This is a genomic window from Myxococcus sp. MH1, from assembly GCF_059738865.1.
In genome coordinates this window covers 925,521-945,253 of sequence record NZ_AP026947.1, presented here as the reverse complement: position 1 = coordinate 945,253, position 19,733 = coordinate 925,521, and the positions used below count along the sequence as shown (strand labels likewise).

The 19,733-nt window shown below is 71.8% G+C and carries 13 protein-coding genes; 2 read left to right on the top strand and 11 right to left on the bottom strand.

Annotated elements, in window-relative coordinates; all coding sequences use genetic code 11:
* Positions 1-5: 5 nt before the first annotated feature.
* The 10 genes from AC6JA9_RS03955 to AC6JA9_RS03910 all read right to left on the bottom strand — a co-directional run bounded on the left by AC6JA9_RS03955 (position 6) and on the right by AC6JA9_RS03910 (position 12,683).
* On the bottom strand, positions 6-941 hold the full coding sequence (locus tag AC6JA9_RS03955; RefSeq protein ID WP_497959108.1) for an aldo/keto reductase: 936 nt from the start codon (positions 939-941) through the stop codon (positions 6-8).
* A 51-nt stretch (positions 942-992) separates the two neighbouring features.
* On the bottom strand, positions 993-2,162 hold the full coding sequence (locus AC6JA9_RS03950) for an alkaline phosphatase PhoX (protein WP_223749248.1): 1,170 nt from the start codon (positions 2,160-2,162) through the stop codon (positions 993-995).
* Between the two features lie 85 nt (positions 2,163-2,247).
* Entirely contained in the window at positions 2,248-2,514 is a 267-nt protein-coding gene (locus AC6JA9_RS03945) for a DUF5985 family protein (protein WP_223749247.1), read from the bottom strand.
* Between the two features lie 15 nt (positions 2,515-2,529).
* Positions 2,530-2,790 (bottom strand): DUF5985 family protein, encoded by a 261-nt coding sequence (locus AC6JA9_RS03940; protein WP_223749246.1) that lies wholly within the window; start codon positions 2,788-2,790, stop codon positions 2,530-2,532.
* On the bottom strand, positions 2,783-3,187 hold the full coding sequence (locus tag AC6JA9_RS03935; protein WP_223782394.1) for a hypothetical protein: 405 nt from the start codon (positions 3,185-3,187) through the stop codon (positions 2,783-2,785). The genes AC6JA9_RS03940 and AC6JA9_RS03935 overlap by 8 nt, the downstream gene beginning before the upstream one ends.
* Before the next feature lie 30 nt (positions 3,188-3,217).
* Positions 3,218-4,273: a response regulator gene (locus AC6JA9_RS03930; protein ID WP_305070677.1), complete on the bottom strand. Its 1,056-nt coding sequence runs from the start codon at positions 4,271-4,273 to the stop codon at positions 3,218-3,220.
* On the bottom strand, positions 4,270-4,818 hold the full coding sequence (locus AC6JA9_RS03925) for a chemotaxis protein CheB (protein WP_497959107.1): 549 nt from the start codon (positions 4,816-4,818) through the stop codon (positions 4,270-4,272). Before AC6JA9_RS03925 ends, AC6JA9_RS03930 begins: the two co-directional genes overlap by 4 nt.
* Positions 4,815-5,648, bottom strand: a complete 834-nt coding sequence (locus AC6JA9_RS03920) for a CheR family methyltransferase (protein ID WP_267698218.1) — start codon at positions 5,646-5,648, stop codon at positions 4,815-4,817. The genes AC6JA9_RS03925 and AC6JA9_RS03920 overlap by 4 nt, the downstream gene beginning before the upstream one ends.
* Complete coding sequence (locus tag AC6JA9_RS03915) at positions 5,645-11,548, bottom strand: HAMP domain-containing protein (protein WP_223749242.1); 5,904 nt, start codon at positions 11,546-11,548, stop codon at positions 5,645-5,647. The genes AC6JA9_RS03920 and AC6JA9_RS03915 overlap by 4 nt, the downstream gene beginning before the upstream one ends.
* 331 nt (positions 11,549-11,879) lie before the next feature.
* A complete protein-coding gene (locus AC6JA9_RS03910; protein ID WP_223749241.1) occupies positions 11,880-12,683 on the bottom strand; it encodes a hypothetical protein in 804 nt (267 codons plus the stop codon).
* A 204-nt stretch (positions 12,684-12,887) separates the two neighbouring features.
* On the opposite strand from AC6JA9_RS03910, the gene AC6JA9_RS03905 reads away from it, so the two are divergent.
* Positions 12,888-16,661 (top strand): protein kinase domain-containing protein, encoded by a 3,774-nt coding sequence (locus AC6JA9_RS03905; RefSeq protein WP_497959106.1) that lies wholly within the window; start codon positions 12,888-12,890, stop codon positions 16,659-16,661.
* 399 nt (positions 16,662-17,060) lie between these two features.
* Here the strand turns inward: AC6JA9_RS03905 and AC6JA9_RS03900 are convergent, their stop codons facing one another.
* A complete protein-coding gene (locus AC6JA9_RS03900) occupies positions 17,061-18,188 on the bottom strand; it encodes an ADYC domain-containing protein (RefSeq protein ID WP_223782390.1) in 1,128 nt (375 codons plus the stop codon).
* A 181-nt stretch (positions 18,189-18,369) separates the two neighbouring features.
* Between AC6JA9_RS03900 and AC6JA9_RS03895 the strand changes: the two genes are divergently transcribed.
* On the top strand, positions 18,370-19,728 hold the full coding sequence (locus AC6JA9_RS03895; protein ID WP_223749238.1) for a sigma 54-interacting transcriptional regulator: 1,359 nt from the start codon (positions 18,370-18,372) through the stop codon (positions 19,726-19,728).
* Positions 19,729-19,733: the final 5 nt, after the last annotated feature.

Below are 19,733 nucleotides of genomic sequence, written 5' to 3'. Positions count from 1 at the left end.
TCGACTCAAGCCGCGGTCGGGTTCCACCACACGGCGCCCTTGCCGTCGATGGCCCGGCGCGCGCGCACGCGCACGTCCTCCAGCGCCTCGGGCGTGAGCGGACGCCACGCGTGGGCCGCCGCGAGCGCCGCGTCCTGCTCGTTGGGGTGGCTCATCCCCATCAACATGACGTCCGGGTCCAACGTCAGCGTGAAGCGCACGCACTCCTCCACGCCCAGGTGCGGCAGCAGCGGCGCCTCCCGGTCCTCACGTCCACCCGAGCCCACCTTGCCCCGGGGCCGCGACTCCAGCGGCCGGCCATAGCCCTCCGTGTCGCCCAGGAGCTTGCCCGCGCCGAACGTCTTGAACGACACCACGCCCACGCCGCGCGAGCGCGCCAGCGGCAGCACGTCCTCCACGTAGCGCGCGTCCACGAAGGGCCCCAGGGGGAACATCACCACGTCACACAGCCCGGACAGCACCGCCCGGCGCAGCACCTCCGGATGATGGCTGGAGATGCCCCGGAAGCGCGCCTGTCCCGCGCGCACGCACTCGCCCAGCTGCGCCAGTCCCCCACCCGGCGCGGCGAGCGCCTCCCACGCGGGCAGCTCCGACACGGCATGGAAGACGAACAGGTCCACGTGCGCGTGCCCCAGCCGCTTCAGGCTCGCCGCGACCTGGGGCCCCACCGGCGCGTCGAGCACGTCCACCTTGTCGATGAGGAACACGCCCTCGCGCCGGCCGCGCAGCGCCTCTCCCACCACCTCCTCGCTCAGGCCCTCCTCGTAGTTCGGTGCGGTGTCGATGACGTTCAGCCCCGCGTCCAGCGCGCGCGTGAGCGTGGCGACGAGCACCTCGCGGGGCGTCGAGCGGTCGGCGATGTCACCGATGCCCACCGCCGTGGCGACGAAGCCGGTGCGGCCCAGCGCGCGGCGGGGCGAGAAGGAAGGGAGCGTGGACATGGCCCCCGTATCTGCAAGAGCCCTCCCGCGTCGTCAAGCCGCGCGCCTGCCTCAGCGGAAGGGACCGGACACCTCGAACGTGACACCGGCGTTGATGGAGTTCGAGGTGCCGCGCTGCGAGCTGAAGTACAGCCGCCGCCCATCCGGGCTGAAGGCCGGCCCGGTGAGCTCCGAGCCCGAGTGTCCCCTCAGCCGGAGGAACGACGACACCACGCGCTGGGGTCCCGGGGTGATGAGACACAGGTCCATGGTGCCGCCGTCCTCGGCGACGAACAGGTCCCCCGAGCGCGACACCACCACGTTGTCCACGCCCGTCAGCGGCGCGAGCGGCAGGAGCGACGCCGCGTAGATGACCTCCAGCCTCCCCGTCGCCGGCGTGTGCGCCCACACGCGGTTGTCTCCCTTGGTGGTGAAGTAGACGGTGCCGCCGTCGTACCAGCAGCCCTCGCCGCCCTCGAACACCGTCGTGCGCGCCGCGACGTCCGGCTGACGCGACACGGACTTCTCCGGCGAGCACCGCACCCACGACAGCCGGGCCTCACCCGCCAGCGCGTCGCCCGACACCTTCGCGGCCTCCAGCGTGCCCTCCGACAATCGGGGCCACACGGACGGCGTGAAGCGGTACAGCCGCCCCTCGGGCTGGTCCTCCGTCAGGTACAGCCGCTGGCCCACCGGGTCCACCGCCACCGCCTCGTGCGGGAACGCGCCGAGCGCCGGCCGCTCCACGCCCTGCGACGGCCTCGCCGGGTTGCACTCCCACACCCAACCCGTCGGGTGCTCCTCGCACGACAGCCACGTGCCCCACGGCGTGGGCCCGCCCGCGCAGTTCAGCCGCGTGCCCGCGAGGATTCGATAGGCCGCCAGCACCCGGCCGCCCGCGTCGAAGCGCACCGCGCTCGCGCCGCCGGAGATGGCCTCGCTGTTGGACACATAGACGTAGCCACCCTCCGGCCGCGCGAAGCAGGCCCCCCCGTCCGGCGCCGGATGCCAGACGTAACCGGTGGGCCCCACCGGTTGTCCCGAGCGCGCCACGATGCGGGAGGTGAAGCCCGCCGGCAGCCTCAGGCCGTTGGCGTCGGGCGAGCCGGAGATGGCGCCGTAGGGACCGGGGCCCGCCTGGGCCGGGGCCGCGTAGGCGGCCTTCCAGAACCCGGGGCCGAAGGCGAGCGCGCTCCCCCCGAGCGCGGAGAGACGAAGGAAGTCGCGACGACCGAGCCGCATGCGTGGTTCTCCTGTACCGGGAAGGAGAACCACCCGCGCGCCGCCCCACCACTGAACGCGGAGGACGGGTGCGCGTCAGGACACATCAGCCGCGTCGACTCTCGCGATTCTTGTCCCAGATGGCGTAGAGGATGATGAGGAAGGCGACAAGCCGGGCCACGTAGATGTAGTAGCGCCGCTCGTCCTGCACGTCGATGAGCGCGGCCACCACCGAGTTCACCCCGAGCACCGCGAACGACAGCGCGAAGAAGGCGAACAGCCGGTCGTGCGACTGCTTCCAGAAGCGCAGGAAGAACAGCGCGCAGGCCAGCCACGCCATCGCCACCGCGCCATTGAGCATGGAGTGGAACATGGGGGGTTCCTCTCGCTACGAGCCGTCCCAGATGAGGCCGTACAGCAGGACGGAGACGCTGGCCAGGGTGGTGAGCTGGCGGGGCAGGTACAAATCAATCGTCGTCGGCAGGACCACCAGGTCCACGAACAACAGGACGTTGTTGACCGCCATGCCCACGAAGCACAGCCCGCTCCACAGCAGGAGCCGTGACTGGCTGCGCTTCCATGCGCGCAGGAGCAGCACCGCGCACGCCATGCTCGTCAAGGCACAGAGGATGTAGACCGCTTCAGCCATGGTCGCCGTCCTTGTCCTTCTTCAGCACGAAGGCCTCCGCGAAGCCCCGGACCTTGTCCAGGGGCCGGGAGAAGATGAAGGAGATGACACTCACCCGGCGCGCACCGTACACCGCCGCCAGCTCCGTGACGGCCTGCACGTCCTCCGAGCTCGCCGGACTGAAGCGATAGACGGGCACACGTCCGCCGTCGCTCACCAGCAGGCTCCTCGCGGTGAGGTCCGCCAGCCTCGCGGCGGCGGAAGGTTCTGTGATGCGCAGCTCCAGGCTCACCGATGACGCGGTCCACTCCCGCCCCGGCTGGGCTCGAAGCAGGAGGAGCACCTCCAGCTTCTCCAGGGAGTCGATGTGCGTCGTGATGAAGCGCTGGACCCGCGGCGGAAGTCCGGCGTCGCTCACAGGGCCACCATGCCCACGTTATTTTGTGCGTCAACCTTTTCTCGCAACAGGATGTTCAGGTTCCGGCGCGGACGTGTCCCTCGCCCGCTCGCCCTGCCTCACGGGAAGCGGGCCCTCCATGTCCTCCCGTCCCGGGTGGGCGGGCGCAAGCTGCCTGAGTCCTTCCACAAGCTGCACCGTGGCGCTCGGCGCCGCCACGTCCAGCAGGGCGAGCAGCACCGTCTCCGGACGGCCATGCATCCGGGGCAGCCAGGTGCTGAAGGCGCGCACCGAGCCTTGTTGGCCACCCCACTCCCAATCCACATGGAAGCCCTGGAGGGCCTCACCGCGGGCCGCGCGCATGAGGGGCTGCTCGTCGGTGGAGAGCACCTGGCCTTGCGGGCCTCGCACGACGAGGCCCTCGTGGAGGCCCTGGGCCTCGCGGTACGCGAGCCCTCCGCCAGCGAGCCCCTGGGCCGCGCGGTTGGCCAGCAGGGTGTGGCCCGTGCCGGGCTCCACCAGGGCGAGCGGCGTGGGGAGCGCCGCGAGCACGGCCTCCAGCCAGCGCTGCTGGTTGCGGTGCGTCTCCATCTCCCGGCGCAGCAGCTCCTCGCGGGCGCGGGCGCGCTCGGCGTCCACGCGGCGCTGGGCCTCGGCCAGCTCGTTCTCGTGCTCGCGCCGCTCGGTCTGCCGCAGCACCTCCGCCTGACGCTTCACCAGCTCCGTCTTGCGGTAGAGGTCCGCGAACACGCTCACCTTGGAGCGGAGGATCTCCGGCTCGTAGGGCTTGAGCAGGTAGTCCACCGCGCCCACGGCGTAGGCGCGCAGCTCCGGCAGCTGGCCGCGCGACAGGGCGGTGAGGAAGAGCAGCGGGGTGTGGCGGCTGCGCTCGCGCTCGCGGATGAGGCTCGCCGTCTCGAAGCCGTCCATGCCCGGCATCACGACGTCCAGGAGGATGGCGGCGAAGTCCTGGGAGAGCAGGTGGCGCAGCGCCTCGCGGCCGCTGCGCGCGGTGACGAGCTGGAGCCCCAGCGGCGCGAGCGTCGCCTCCAGCGCGAGCAGCCCCTCGGGCTGGTCGTCGACCAGGAGGACGGACACGGGGCTCATGGCTGCACCCTGCCGCGCGACACGTAGGCCAGTCGCGCGAGCCAACCTCCCACGTCCCCGAGTGACAAGCGCTCGACCTCCGCGTCGAACAGCTCCACGTCCTCGCCGCCCACCAGCGCCACGCGTCCGCCGCGCGCCTGGAGCAGGCCCAGCCCCGTGAGGCCGTCGTCATGGCCGCCGAAGAGCAGCCCCGCCGCGGCGGCGCCGTGGCTGTCCGCCGCGGACTCGAAGAGCGCGTCGATGGCGGGACGACAGCCGTGCTCGGGAGGCTCCACCGACAGCGACACCGAGCCCCGGTCCACCAGCAGGTGGTAGCCCCACGGCGCCAGGTACACGCGGCCGGGCACCAGGTCGTCCTTGTCGTCCGGCTCCACCACCGGCAGCGCGCAGCGGCGGCCCAGGGGCTCCACCAGCCGGTCGTGCGGCCCCCGGTGCAGCGCCACGACGACGGGCGCCGGCAGGTGCGCCGGCAACACGGACAGCAGCGTCTCCAGGTCCGCCGCGGCGACACGCGGCGCGCCCACCACCAGCAACCCCACGCTCATGACACCCTCCGGAAGATGCGACCACTGCCCTCCAGCTCCTCGAAGGCCTGGGCGTGGGGCGTGCGCGACAGCGACTCCTTGCGCCCCAGGCACAAGAAGCCGAAGCGGGCCAGGCTCTCGTACAGCCGCGAGTGCACGCGGTTGTGCAGCGCGCGGTTGAAGGACAGCAGCGTGTCCCGGCACACGATGACGTGGAACTCGTTGAACGAGCCGTCGATGGCCAGGTTGTGCTGGGTGAAGAAGATGCCGTCGCGCAGCTTCGGCTGGAGGAGCGCCCAGTTGCCGTCGCGCGTGTAGTGGTCCGACAGCGAGCCCTTGCCACCCGACTCCGCGTGGCGGCGCGCGCAGTCCTCGGCGGGCAGGGGCACCACGCCCGTGCGCGCGTCCGCGAGCAGCCCCTCGCTCGCGTCGGACGCGTACAGCCGGCACCGCCCCCACAGCCCCTCTTCATGCAGGAGGATGGCCAGCGAGTAGGTGTCCTCGCCCGTGCCGCAGCCCGCGTGCCACACGCGCACCGACGGCCAGGTGCGCAGCACGGGGACGACGCGCGCGCGGAAGTCGCGGAAGAAGGCCGCGTCCGAGAAGAGCGTGGGCGGTGTGCACGACAGCGCGCGCAGGAGCCCCTCCAGCGCGTCGCTGTCGTGGAGCACGCGGGCCTGGAGCGCGGAGAAGGACTCCAGGCGCTCCTCGCGCAGGTGACGCCGCAGCCGCCGCAGCAACTGCGGACGCGAGTGGCTGCGCAGGTCGAAGCCCCAGTGGCGGGCCACGCCCTCCAGCAGGAGCTCCGCCTCCAGCGTCTCCAGCGCCGAGGACTGGGCCCCGGCGCTCACCCGGAGACCTCCGTGCGCGGGCCCTTGGCCTGAGCACCCCGGGGCGCGTGCAGCCACACGCGCAGGAGGCTGAGCAGCTTCTCGATGTCCACCGGCTTGGTGATGTAGTCGGACGCGCCCGCCTCCAGGCACTTCTCGCGGTCACCCTTCATCGCCTTCGCGGTGAGGGCCAGGATGGGCAGGTGCGAGACGCGCTCCATGCGGCGGATGGCGCGCATGGCCTGGTAGCCGTCCATCTCCGGCATCATCACGTCCATCAGCACCAGCTCGATGTCCTCGTCCGTCTCCAGCTGCGCCAGGCCCTCGCGCGCGCTCTCCGCGAAGGCCACCTTCATGCCGTAGCGCTCCAGCACGGTGTTGAGGGCGAAGATGTTGCGCACGTCGTCGTCCACCACCAGCACCTTGCGGTTGACGAGCAGCGGGTCCCGCTCGCGCGCCTTCTCCAGCATGCGGCGCTTGGTCTCCGACAGCGTGGCGGGTGAGCGGTGCAGGAACAGGCTCGTCTCTTCCAGCAGGCGCTCGGGGCTCTGCGCGTCCTTGACGACGATGGCCTCCGCCACCCGGCGCAGCTCCGTCTCCTGCGCGCGCGACAGCTCGCGGCCGGTGTAGACGATGATGGGCGGCCCGCCGGCCCCATGCGCCTCGCGCACGCGGCGGATGAGCTCCGTGCCGGGCAGGTCCGGCAGGCCCAGGTCCAGCACCATGCAGTCGAAGCGGCGCTCCGCCAGCGCGGCCAGCGCGGCCGCCGCGGTGCCCACCGCCATCGTCTGCACGTCGTCGCTGCCCAGCAGCTCCTGGAGCGACTGGCGGTGCACGGCGTCGTCCTCGACGATGAGCAGCCCCCGGCCCTTGCGCTCCACGAAGTCGCGCAGGGAGGCCAGCGCCGCCACCGCCGCGGCCGGGTCCGCCGCCGCGCGCAGGTGGCCGATGGCGCCCAGGTTGAGCGAGCGCTCGCGGTGGTCGTCATCCGACACGGTGTAGACCGGGAGCGCGCGCGTGCTGGCGTCGTGCTTGAGCCGGTCCAGCACCACCCAGCCCGCCATCTCCGGCAGGTCCAGATCCACCGCCACGGCCACGGGCCGCGAGTCGCGCACCACGTCCAGCGCGCCCTCCACCTCCGTGGAGACGAGCACCTTGAAGCCCGCGCCCTGCGCCGCCGCGCGCAGCCGCGCCGCGTGGTCCGGCGCGTGCGTCACCGCCAGGAGCACCTTGTCCCCGGGCTGGATGGTGGCGCGGTCATCATCGATGGACAGCGTGACGAGCCCCGTGGGCGCCGAGGAGGGCTCCTCCAGGTGCAGGGGCGGCGGCAGCATGGCGACCGACTGCGCCAGCACGCTGGACACCAGGCGGTTGTCCACGCCGGGCCGCTCCGCCATGAAGTCCAGGGGCAGGTAGAGGGTGAAGATGCTGCCCTGGCCCGGCTCGCTCTCCAGCCGGATTTCGCCGCCGAGCAGGCGTGCGATTTCGCGGCTGATGGACAGGCCCAGGCCGGTGCCGCCGTACTTGCGCGCGGTGGAGCCGTCCGCCTGCTGGAAGGCCTCGAAGATGATGTGGTGCTTGTCCTTGGGGATGCCGATGCCCGTGTCGCGCACGGAGAAGGCCACCACCGAGGGCGCGCTGGAGAGCACCGGGTGGTCCGGCGTCCAGCCGTTCCTCGCCATGCCGATGCGCAGCGACACCGAGCCGGACTCGGTGAACTTGAAGGCGTTGGACAGCAGGTTCTTGAGCACCTGCTGCAGCCGCTTCGCGTCCGTCTCCACCTCGCCCGCCATGCCCGGCGACAGGTCGATGTCGAACTGGAGGCCCTTCTTGTCCGCCACCTGGCGGAAGGTGCGGTCCACGAACTCGCGCAGGTCGCTGAAGCGCAGCGGGCCCACGTCCACCGTCATGGTGCCGGACTCGATCTTGGACAGGTCGAGGATGTCGTTGATGAGCTCCAGGAGGTCCGCGCCCGAGGCGTGGATGGTCTTGGCGAACTCCACCTGACGTCCGGTGAGGTTGCCCTCCACGTTGTCGCTGAGCGTCTGGCTGAGGATGAGCAGCGAGTTGAGCGGCGTGCGCAGCTCGTGGCTCATGTTGGCGAGGAACTCGGACTTGTACTTGGAGGTGAGGCTCAGCTGCTCGGCCTTCTCCTCCAGCGCGCGCTTGGCCTGCTCGACCTCGCCGTTCTTGCGCTCGACCTCCGTCTTCTGCTCGGAGAGCAGCTTCGCCTTCTCCTGCAGCTCCTCGTTGGTGCGGCGCAGCTCCTCCTGCTGACGCTTGAGCAGCTCCTCGGACTGCTGGAGCGAGGTGGCCTGCTGCTCCAGGCGCTTGTTCGTCTCCGTCAGCTCCTCCTGCTGCTTGCGCAGCTCGTCCGTGAGCGCCTGGGACTGCTTGAGCAGCGCCTCGGTGCGCATGTTGGCGGCAATCGTGTTGAGCACGATGCCGATGGACTCGGTGAGCTGCGCGAGGAAGCCCAGGTGCACCTCGCTGAAGCGGTGGAACGAGGCCAGCTCGATGACGGCCTTGATTTCCCCCTCGAAGAGCACCGGCAGCACGACGATGTTGCGCGGCACCTCCTCACCGAGCCCGGAGGAGATGCGGATGTACGTGTCCGGCACGTCCGACAGGAGGATGGGCTCCTTCTCCAGCGCGCACTGGCCCACCAGGCCCTCGCCCAGCTTGAAGGTGTTGGAGAGGCCCTTGCGCTCCCGGTACGCGTAGGACGCGAGCAGCTTGAGGATCTGCTCCCCGGCCTCGGCGCGCTCGGAGATGTAGAAGACGCCGTGCTGCGCGTCCACCAGCGGCGCCAGCTCCGACAGGATGACCTTGGACACCGTGAGCAGGTCTCGCTGTCCCTGGAGGACGCGGGTGAACTTGGCCAGGTTGGTCTTGAGCCAGTCCTGTTCCGTGTTCTTGCGCGTGGTGTCCTTCAGGTTGCGGATCATCTCGTTGATGTTGTCCTTGAGGGCGGCCACTTCGCCCTGCGCGGACACCGTGATGAAGCGCGTGAGGTCACCCTTGGTCACCGCCGTGGCCACCTCGGCGATGGCGCGCACCTGCGTCGTCAGGTTCGCGGCGAGCTGGTTCACGTTGTCGGTGAGGTCGCGCCAGATGCCGGCCGTGCCGGGCACGCGCGCCTGTCCACCCAGCTTCCCTTCGATTCCCACCTCGCGGGCCACCGTGGTCACCTGGTCGGCGAACACCGCCAGCGTGTCGATCATCCCGTTGATGGTGTCCGCCAGCTCGGCGATTTCACCCTTCGCGTCCACGACGAGCTTGCGCTTCAGGTCGCCGTTGGCCACCGCCGTCACCACCTTGGCGATGCCGCGCACCTGCGTCGTCAGGTTGGAGGCCATGGAGTTCACGTTGTCCGTGAGGTCCTTCCACGTGCCGGCCACCCCCTTCACCTCCGCCTGACCGCCCAGCTTTCCTTCCGTGCCGACTTCACGAGCGACGCGCGTCACCTCGGAGGCGAAGGACGACAGCTGGTCCACCATCGTGTTGATGGTGTTCTTCAGCTCCAGGATTTCACCCTGCACGTCCACGGTGATCTTCTTCGACAAATCACCGCGCGCCACGGCCGTGGTGACTTCGGCGATGTTGCGCACCTGCGACGTCAGGTTCGACGCCATCGAGTTCACGTTGTCCGTGAGGTCCTTCCACGTGCCGGCGACGCCCTTCACCACGGCCTGTCCGCCGAGCTTTCCTTCCGTCCCCACTTCGCGCGCGACGCGGGTCACCTCCGAGGCGAACGAGTTGAGCTGGTCCACCATCGTGTTGATGGTGTTCTTCAGCTCCAGGATCTCGCCGCGCACGTCCACCGTGATTTTCTTGGACAGGTCACCGTTGGCGACGGCGGTGGTCACCTCGGCGATGTTGCGCACCTGCGCGGTGAGGTTGGAGGCCATGGAGTTCACGTTGTCCGTGAGGTCCTTCCACGTGCCGCCCACGCCCTTCACGACGGCCTGACCGCCGAGCTTTCCTTCCGTCCCCACTTCACGGGCGACGCGGGTCACCTCGGACGCGAACGAGTTGAGCTGGTCCACCATCGTGTTGATGGTGTTCTTGAGCTCCAGAATCTCGCCACGCACGTCCACGGTGATCTTCTTGGACAGGTCACCGCGCGCCACCGCCATCGTCACCTCGGCGATGTTGCGCACCTGGGACGTCAGGTTGGAGGCCATGGAGTTCACGTTGTCCGTGAGGTCCTTCCACGTGCCACCCACGCCGCGCACCACGGCCTGACCGCCGAGCTTTCCTTCCGTGCCGACCTCCTTCGCGACGCGCGTCACCTCGGAGGCGAAGGACGACAGCTGGTCCACCATCGTGTTGATGGTGTTCTTCAGCTCCAGCACCTCGCCGCGTGCATCGACGGTGATCTTCTTCGACAGGTCACCCTTGGCCACCGCCGTCGTCACGTCGGCGATGTTGCGCACCTGCGCGGTGAGGTTGGAGGCCATGGAGTTCACGTTGTCCGTGAGGTCCTTCCACGTGCCACCCACGCCGCGCACCACGGCCTGGCCGCCCAGCTTTCCTTCCGTCCCCACTTCACGCGCGACACGCGTCACCTCGGACGCGAACGAGTTGAGCTGGTCCACCATCGTGTTGATGGTGTTCTTCAGCTCCAGGATTTCGCCCTGCACGTCCACGGTGATCTTCTTCGACAGGTCTCCGTTGGCCACCGCCGTGGTCACCTCGGCGATGTTGCGCACCTGCGACGTCAGGTTCGACGCCATCGAGTTCACGTTGTCCGTGAGGTCCTTCCACGTGCCGGCGACGCCCTTCACCACGGCCTGTCCGCCCAGCTTTCCCTCGGTGCCGACCTCACGCGCGACGCGGGTCACCTCGGAGGCGAACGAGTTGAGCTGGTCCACCATCGTGTTGATGGTGTTCTTCAGCTCCAGGATCTCGCCGCGCACGTCCACGGTGATCTTCTTCGACAGGTCTCCATTGGCGACGGCCGTGGTCACCTCGGCGATGTTGCGCACCTGGGACGTCAGGTTGGAGGCCATGGAGTTCACGTTGTCCGTGAGGTCCTTCCACGTGCCGCCCACGCCCTTCACCACGGCCTGACCGCCCAGCTTTCCCTCCGTACCCACCTCACGCGCCACGCGCGTCACTTCCGAGGCGAAGGACGACAGCTGGTCCACCATCGTGTTGATGGTGTTCTTCAGCTCGAGAATCTCACCGCGCACGTCCACGGTGATCTTCTTGGACAGGTCGCCCTTGGCGACGGCCGTCGTCACCTCGGCGATGTTGCGCACCTGCGACGTCAGGTTCGACGCCATCGAGTTCACGTTGTCCGTGAGGTCCTTCCACGTGCCGGCGACGCCCTTCACGCGGGCCTGGCCGCCCAGCTTTCCCTCGGTGCCCACCTCGCGCGCCACGCGCGTCACCTCGGAGGCGAAGGCGCCGAGCTGCTCCACCATGCCGTTCACCAGCCGGGCGGTGCGGAAGAACTCGCCCTTCAGCGGCCGGCCGTCCACCTCCAGCGCCACCGTCTGGGACAGGTCGCCCTTGGCCACCGCGCCGATGACGCGGCCCATCTCCGTCGTCGGCTGCGCCAGGTCCGCCACCAGTGTGTTCACCGACTCCACGCAGTCGGCCCAGGAGCCCACCGCGCTCACCACGTGCGCGCGCTGGGTGATGCGGCCCTCCTTGCCCACCACGTTGCCGATGCGCTCGAACTCGTGCGCCATGCGCTCGTTGAGCTCGATGATTTCGTTCAGCGAGTCCGCGACCTTGCCCGCGTTGCCCACCTTGTCCACGGGCATGCGCACGGAGAAGTCACCCTTGCGCACCGCCGTCAGCACGCGCAGCAGCTGCCGCGAGTCCAACGCATCCGAGTCGTCCTCCACGGAGCGCTGCGGTGGCACCACCGCACGAGCGCGACGCGAGACAACCTTCTTCACAGTCATGGAGAGCCCCTGCACGTCCCTGGGATGGGCGCGGCCTCTCCGTTGTCCCGCGACTCCCCGCCCCCGACAGCCCCCTCGGGAGGGCACAGTGCCCACCACCGGACACTCGCTCGCGACTTCGTGCGCCAGCCAACATTGACCCAGGGGAGGTCCGCCACGGCGCGTGAAGTCGGACACGCGGACCGAGCCTGCCCGCCCGCCCGGGAGGAAGGCGCGCCCGGCGGTTCCCGGGCGCGCCCCGCGCCCTTCCCGGAACGCCTGGACTCACGCCGGCACGGCCTCGGGCCCTGTCGCCCGAGGCCGCCCGAAGCGCCGGCGTGCGAGCCCCGCGTCAGAAGCAGCGCGCGCGAGCGGCGACACCGGTCTGGTTCGAGGAGCCGCTCAGGTACCAGTAACCGGAGTCGTTGTAGATGCGCACGTACTCACCGCTCCCCTCGAACTTGCCGCGCACGAACGTGAGGCCGCAAGCGCGCGTCGAGGGCGTCGCCATGAGGTAGGACGCGGGCGAGCCCTGGTACCAGGCGACTTCATTCGTATACGCGGGGTCGGTGCCGGACGGCGAGACGTCGATGCACCGCGCGCGGGCGCGCACGCTGCTCTGGCTGGAGTTGCCGTTCAGGTACCAGCTCCCGCCGCTGACGTAGGCGTGCACCCACTCTCCGGTGCCGTTGAACTTGCCGGCGATGCCCACCAGGTAGCAGACGCGGTTGGTCGCGGTGCCCATGTAGACGGGGTACGCCATCGACTGCGTCCACTGGTACTCGGTGGTGTCACCCTCGGCCTCCACGCACCGGGCCGCGCCGTGGATGCCCGTCTGCTGCGAGGCGCCGCCCAGGTACCAGGAGCCGCCCGACTGGAAGATGTCCACGCGCTCGCCACCTCCCTGGAGGTCGCCGCCCACGCGCGTGAGGAAGCACGAGCGCCCGTCCGTGCCTCCCATCGGCTTGGCGAGGTTGCCCTGGGACCAGGTGAACTCGTTGCTCGCCACCAGCGCGGCGGACGTGCTGGCCAGTGACTCGGCGCCGGGCGTGGACGCGCCGTTCTGCCCAGGCGCCTCGGTCAGGTCCTCGGGGCCGCAGCCCCACAGCACGGCGGGAATCGTGAGCATGACCAGGGTGTGACGCAGCTTCGACATGAGGGTGTCTTTCTCGGTGATGGGTTGGGGCGCGCGTTCGCGCCGCCGCCTGCTTGAGCAAGGCACATGCCGCATGCGTGTCGTCGCGCGCTCCGAGCGGGCGCCCGTCCTCGCCCCTCACGTGGCACCACGAATGGCACTCGGATGGCACATGCCTCCGGGTGTGCCACCTGGGTGCACGCGCGCGTGTGGTAGCGTCGGGCCATGCCGCCGCACGGCGCAGATGGACCGCCCCTGACGCCCACCCCGCCCGCGCTGGAGCACTCACCGGCGACCGCCGCCACGGCGGAGGGCTCGGTCTCCGGCGCCTCGCGCGACGAAGCCCCGCGCGCAACCGCGGCCTCGTCCTGGGGACACTACGAGCTGCTCGGCCTGTTGGGCCGGGGCGGGATGGGTGAGGTCCACCGCGCGCGCGACACGCGGCTGGGGCGACAGGTGGCGCTCAAGTTCATCCAGGGCGCGGCCCCTGAGCGGGCCATGCGACTGGTGCAGGAGGCCCGCGCCCAGGCGCGCATCGACCACCCGCATGTCTGCAAGGTCTTCGAGGTCGGCGAGGTCGATGGCCGGACGTTCATCGCCATGCAGCTCGTGGAGGGGGAGCTGCTGGAGCACGCCGCGGCGCGCATGACGCTGACGCGCAAGCTGCGCCTGATGAAGCACGTGGCCGAGGCCGTCCACGCCGCCCACGCGCTGGGCGTCATCCACCGCGACCTCAAGCCCTCCAACATCATGGTGCGCGGCGCGGACTCGGACCGCCCCACGCCCGTCATCCTGGACTTCGGCCTCGCCTACGAGCTGGCGCTGGGACATGGCCTCACCACCACGGGCGCCGTGCTCGGGACGCCCGCGTACATGGCGCCGGAGCAGGCCCGCGGCGAGGTGCGCGCCGTCGACCACCGCGCCGACATCTACGCCCTGGGCGCCACGCTGTACGAGCTGCTCACGGGGGCCCCGCCCTTCCAGGGCGCCACGCCCCTGGAGACGCTCGCGAAGGTGCTGGATGGGGAGCTCACGCCGCCGCGCGCGCGCGTGCCCACGCTGGACGCCGCCCTGGACACGGTGTGCCTCAAGTGCCTCGCCCGGGAGCCGGACCAGCGCTACGGCTCGAGCCTCGCGCTCGCGGAGGACCTGGGGCGCATCCTCGACGGGCAGCCCATCCTCGGCCGCGGGCCCGGCCTGGTGGACCGCGTGCGGCGCCTGGCGCGAGCGCACCGCGTCGCCTTCTGGCTCTCGGCCGGCTCGCTGTCCGGCATGCTGCTGCTCGGCGCCGCGGGAGGACAGGCGTGGCTGTCCCGGAGGGAGCTGGAGGCGCGCACCGCCTCGCGGGTGCTCCTGGCGGAGCAGTTGGGCCAGCAGGTGCGGGAGCTGGAGTCGTTCGTGCGCGCCTTCCAGGCCCTGCCCCTGCACGACACCCGCCCCGAGCTGCGGCTGGCCCGCGAGCGGCTGGCGAAGCTGTCGGCCATGGAGACCGGGCTCGGCCCCCAGGAGGAGGGGCTCGTGCGTCAGGCGCTCGGTCGGGGGCACCTGGCGCTGCGCGAGTTCGAGCAGGCCCACGAAGCCTTGGAGCGCGCGCACGCCTTGGGCGTGGACACGCCGGGGCTGCACTACGCGCTGGGCCGGGCGCTCGGCGAGCGCTATCGCCAGGGCCTGGAGGACGCCCGGCGCGAGGGCGGGGCGCGGTGGGTGGACGAGCAGCGACGGCAGCTCGAGGCGCGCTTCCTCACGCCCGCCCTCGCCTCGCTGGAGCGGAGCCGGAGCCTGGAGCTGGAGTCGCCGCGCTACCTGGAGGGGCTCATCGCCCTGTACCGCGGCGAGCACGAGGCCGCCGAGCACGCCGCCCAAGAGGCCATGGCCCAGGCCTCCTGGATGCCCGAGGCCCGCGCGCTCGCGGGGGACGTGGCCCGTGCTCGCGCCATGATGTTGCTGGAGCAAGGGGATTACGTCCAGGCACGACGATGGCTGGAGGAGGCCGGCCAGCGCTACGAGAAGACGCTGGAGCTGGGCCGCAGCGACGCGTGGGGTCATGCGGCGCTCGCCGAGGTGTGGCTGCAGCGCTCCGAGCTGGACAAGCGCGAGGGGCGCTCTCGCAAGGCCGCGCTCGACGAGGCGGAGCGGGCCGTGGAGCGCTCGCTCACCGCCGACCCGGAGCGCGCGGCGGGCCACACCCAGCGGGCCCAGGTGCTGATGAATCAGTATCGCGCGGTGAACTTCCAGGGGGAGCCGGACTCGCGCGGCGCTGCGGCCCTCCTCGAGGAGTGGACGCGCGCGGCGGCGCGGGCCGTGGAACTGGACCCGCGCGACGTGCTCGCGCTCGACTCGCTGGGCTACAGCCACTTCATGCGGGGCTTGCGTCAGGCGCGCGCGGGCGAGGCGCCGGAGGCCTCCTGGAGCGAGGCCTTGCGCTGGCTGTCGCGCGCGCTCGAGCTGCAGCCGCTGTATCCCTGGGCGCTCAACGACTTGGGGCTCGTGCACCGGTGGCGGGGCAACCACCTGCGGGAGCACGGTGGGGACCCGCTGCCCGCCTACGAACAGGCCGCGCGCGCCTTCCTCGACGCCACGCGCGTGGACCCGCAGTACCTGTTCGCCCACTCGAACCTGGCGGAGCTCTACGTGGCGATGGCGGGCCACCGGCTGGGGCTCGGCCAGGACCCGGAGGACGACGTCCAGCGGGCGCTGGAGGCGAGCGGGCGGGCGCGCGCCATCGACGCCCGGTTCCACTCCGCGCTTGAGCACACCGCGGCGGCGGAGCTGACGCGGGCGCGCCACCTGGAGCAGACGGAGCAGGACCCGGGTCCGGCCCTGGAGCGGGCGCTGAGCGCGGCGCTCGAGGCCCAGCGGCTCAACGCGCGCTCGGAGCGCGCCCTCCTCCACCAGGCCACGGTCCACGTGGAGCGCGCGCGGTGGATGCTCCGCGAGGGCAGTGATGCGACGGCCGCGCTACGCGACACGCGCTCGGAGCACGCCCCGCGCACGCAGAAGACGCGGCGCGAGGCCGGCGATGCCACTGCCACGCTCGACGCGAACTCGGAGCGTGCCATCCCCCTCCAGACCTCGGTCTACAAGGCGCAAGCGCCGAAGATGCGGCACGAGAGCGGCGATGCAACTGCCACGCTCGTTGCGAACTCGGAGCGTGCCATCCCCCTCCAGACTCCGCTCCAGGAGGGGCAAGCGGCGAAGACGCTGCGCGAAGCCGGTGACACGACGGCTGCACTGGAGACGCAGCGGCTCGACACGCGCTCGGAAAGCGCCTTCACCCTCCCGCGCACTGTCCAAGAGGAGCACGCACGGTGGACGCTGCGCGAGGCCGGTGACACGACGGCTGCATTGGAGACGCAGCGGCTCGACACGCGCTCGGAAAGCGCCTTCACCCTCCCGCGCACTGTCCAAGAGGAGCACGCACGGTGGACGCTGCGCGAGGGCGAAGCGACTGCCGCGCTGGAGGCAGGGCGACGCGCTCTGGAGGAAGCCTATCGGCTGAGTCCCTCCTGCGCGGACTGCCGGGTGATGGGGGCCTGGCTGGAGCTGACGGCGGCGGACCTGGAACAACTTCGAGGCGGCTCGGGCTTGCCCCGCCTGCGCCGCGCGCTCGACGAGGCGCGGCGCGCGGTGGCGCTGTACGCCTATGACGAGAGCCACCTGATGATGGCGCGCGCATGCTGGCGATGGGCCCGCGCCGCGTCCCCTTCCGTCTCGCACGAGGTGGAGGAGGAGGGATTGTCCCACGTGCAGAAGGCGCTACGGCTGTCGCCAGGGCTGGCGGAGGCCGAAGCCCTCCGGGCCGGACTGCTGTGGGCGCGGGCCCGGGGCCTGTCGGACACGGCCTCGCGCGAGGCCACCCTGGGCGAGGCTCGCACCGTGCTCGACCAGGTCCTCGAGCGCGCACCACGGCTGAGCCGCGCGTACCCCCGGCTGGTCCAGGACCTCGCCGAGCCCGCGCACACCGGGGCCGCACTCCGAGCCCGGCCCGCGGCCCCCTGAACCGCCCCTCCCCGCGCGAGTCCGACGCAACAAGGTGGCGGGAGCACCTGCGAAGTGTCTCAGCACTCCGCCGGCCTGCGCACGCTGGCTCCCCCTCGGCGCGCCTCCACGCTCCGCCACCTCGCACACGCTGGCCACCCGCGCCCCGCCCCAGCGCTCCGCCACCTCGCACACGCTGGCCACCCGCGCCCCGCCCCAGCACTCCGCCACCTCGCACACGCTGGCCACCCGCGCCCCGCCCCAGCGCTCCGCCACCTCGCACACGCTGGCCACCCGCGCCCCGCCCCAGCGCTCCGCCACCTCGCACACGCTGGCCACCCGCGCCCCAGCGCTCCGCCACCTCGCACACGCTGGCCACCCGCGCCCCAGCGCTCCGCCACCTCGCCCCCGCTGCGCGCCTCAGCGCTCCGCCGCCCTGGGCACGCCGGTCGCCAGCGGCGCGTCCGTGCGCCACTGAGGCGCAGGGCCGCACCTGGGCAGCGACAGCCCCTTCGGCAGCGGCGGCGTCGACTGGCGACGGTTCTCCGGGTTGAGGCACACCGCCCCCCGAGGTCCCCAGAGCGCCTCCAGCGCCTCCAGATCCTCCAGCCGCGCTCCCGAGCGCGGGTCGAACCCGTGCGCGTCACGCCGCAGGAACGGCGTGCCGCTCACCGTGAACGCGCGCAGGTCCCCCTGTCCCACGAAGTACGCGGCGCGCTTGGCCTGCAGACAGGACCGATAGACGAGCTCCCGCTCCGCGTCGTCCTGGTGCGTCTCCGGGTCCCACGGCTGATACTTCCACTTCAGGCACGCCGCGATGGCGCCCGTCTCGCAAGCCAGCGTCACCGCGCTGGCGCGCTCGCGCACCGCGGCGCTCAGGCCATCCACCTGTCGCCCCGGCAGCAAGACGGACCGCGCGTCACCCTGCCCCCCCGTCGCCCGGCACTGGGGCTGCCAGTCCCCGGTCCCCACCACCCGGTAGCGCACCTGGAAGCGGCCCGCCTCCGGCGCGCCCAGCGACAGCTCGTGGAGCACCTGGCGGCGGTCTCCGCCCCCCACGTCCACCGGCAGGTGGAAGTAGAACGACAGCTTCGCCAGCGAGGCCCCGCGCACCTTGCGCGACTCGCCCCCTTGCGTGAGCGCCACGAAGAAGTCCGCGGGGCTGGCGTGCAGGCCCGTGAGCACCCCGATGGCCTCCGGCTCCGGCTCCGACGGACGGGTGAGCCGGACCGGCACGTCGAGCACCGTGCGCCGCTCGGCCGTGGAGCGCACCCGCATCAGCACGCCCTCCGCGGTGTTCAGGAAGCCCTCCGGACACCACACGGGCCGCCCCTCGTGCTGGAAGCAGTAGTCGTCGCCCTCCGCGATGTAGATGCCCAGGCCGTTGGGGTCCGGGTCGCACTGCCCCGTGGGACAGCCCCCGCCCCCCGTCGGACCGTCGGACCGCCCCGCCTGGAGCGGCCCCGGGGGCGCCGTCAGCCGGCACCCTCCACCCACCGCCAACAACGCCAGAGTGCCCACGAGCCACGCCTGCTGAATCCTCGCCAAAGATGTCTCCTCGAGAGCCGCGCCAAGGGCGCGGGTCGTTCGCGGTGGCCACGTTAGCCAGCCCCGTGCCAACCCCCTCCCGCGCCCACGCCCGAGCGGCGCCCCCCCGCCAGCGGCGCACGTGGCACACCCAGGTGGCACAGTGCCTGGTGACACCGCCGGTTTACGTAAGATGGGCCCCATGGAACACGAGGGGTCGACCCTGGGGCAGAGCGACGCCGCCGCGCGGCGGGACTCGGACGAGCCACCCCGGCCCGGGCTGGTGCAGGTCCTCGGCGCGGGCGCTCCGGTGGCCGTGGCAGTGCCGCTCCACGGCGAGCAGGCGCTGGGGCGGGGCACGCCCGGCCTGAGCGAGCCGGCCGACCCCAGGATGTCACGCCACCACGCGCGGGTGAGCCACGACGGCCAGCGCTGCTGGGTCACCGACCTGGGCAGCCAGAACGGCACCTTCGTGGACGGAGAGCCGCTCCCCTCCGGCGAGCGGCGCCAGGTGCACCGCGTCCTGCGCCTGGGCGACTCCCTGTTCATCCCCAGCGCGGATGTGGGCCCGCTCGCGCGCCAGGGCGTCATCGACGACGGGGGCTTCGTGCGCGGGCCCGCGATGCGGCGGCTGCTGGAGCAGGTGTCACGCCTGGCCCAGCATGGCCTGACGCTGCACATCCACGGCGAGAGCGGCGCGGGCAAGGAGGGCGTGGCGCGGGCGTTCCATGAGTTGGGCCCCAGGCGCGCGGGGCCCTTCGTGGCCGTCAACTGCGCGGCCATCCCCCAGGGGCTCGCCGAGCGCCTGCTGTTCGGCGCGAAGCGGGGCGCCTACTCCGGCGCCGACGACGCGGAGGGCTACCTCCAGGCCGCGGACGGCGGGACGCTGTTCCTCGACGAGGTGACGGAACTGGACCTCCAGGTGCAGGCCAAGCTGCTGCGGACGCTGGAGACCCACGAGGTCCTCCCCCTGGGCAGCTCGCGCGCCCGCAAGGTGGACGTGCGGGTGTGCTCGGCCAGCAACCGGGACCTGCGAGCGCAGGTGGCCACCGGACGGCTGCGCGAGGACCTGTACTTCCGGCTCGGTCGCCCGGAGGTCCGCCTGCCCGCCCTGCGACAACGCCCGGAGGAGCTCACGCTCCTGGTGGCGCGCTTCCTCCAGGAGGGCCCCGAGGGCCTCGGCGCGCACGTCTCGCTGTTCGAGGCCTGCCTGCTGCGCGCCTGGCCGGGCAACGTGCGCGAGCTGCGCGTGGAGGTGCGCGGCGCCAGCCAAGAGGCCCTCCTGCGCGGCGCCCGACGCATCGAGGCGGGGCACCTGGCACCGGGCGCGGGCCACGCGTTCAACACCGACCCACGGGAGCGGACTCCAGAAGAGGCGCCAGCGCCCAGGCCGCCCCGCCCCCGCCCGCCCCTGGAGGACTCGGAGCGCGCGCGCGTGGAGGAGGCCCTGCGCGCCCACGGAGGCAACGTGGCCGCCGCGGCCCGCGCGCTGGGGATGCACCGCACGCACCTGCGCCGCCTGCTGCAGCGCCACGGCCTGGGCGCGGCCCCGCGCGGGTAAGGCCG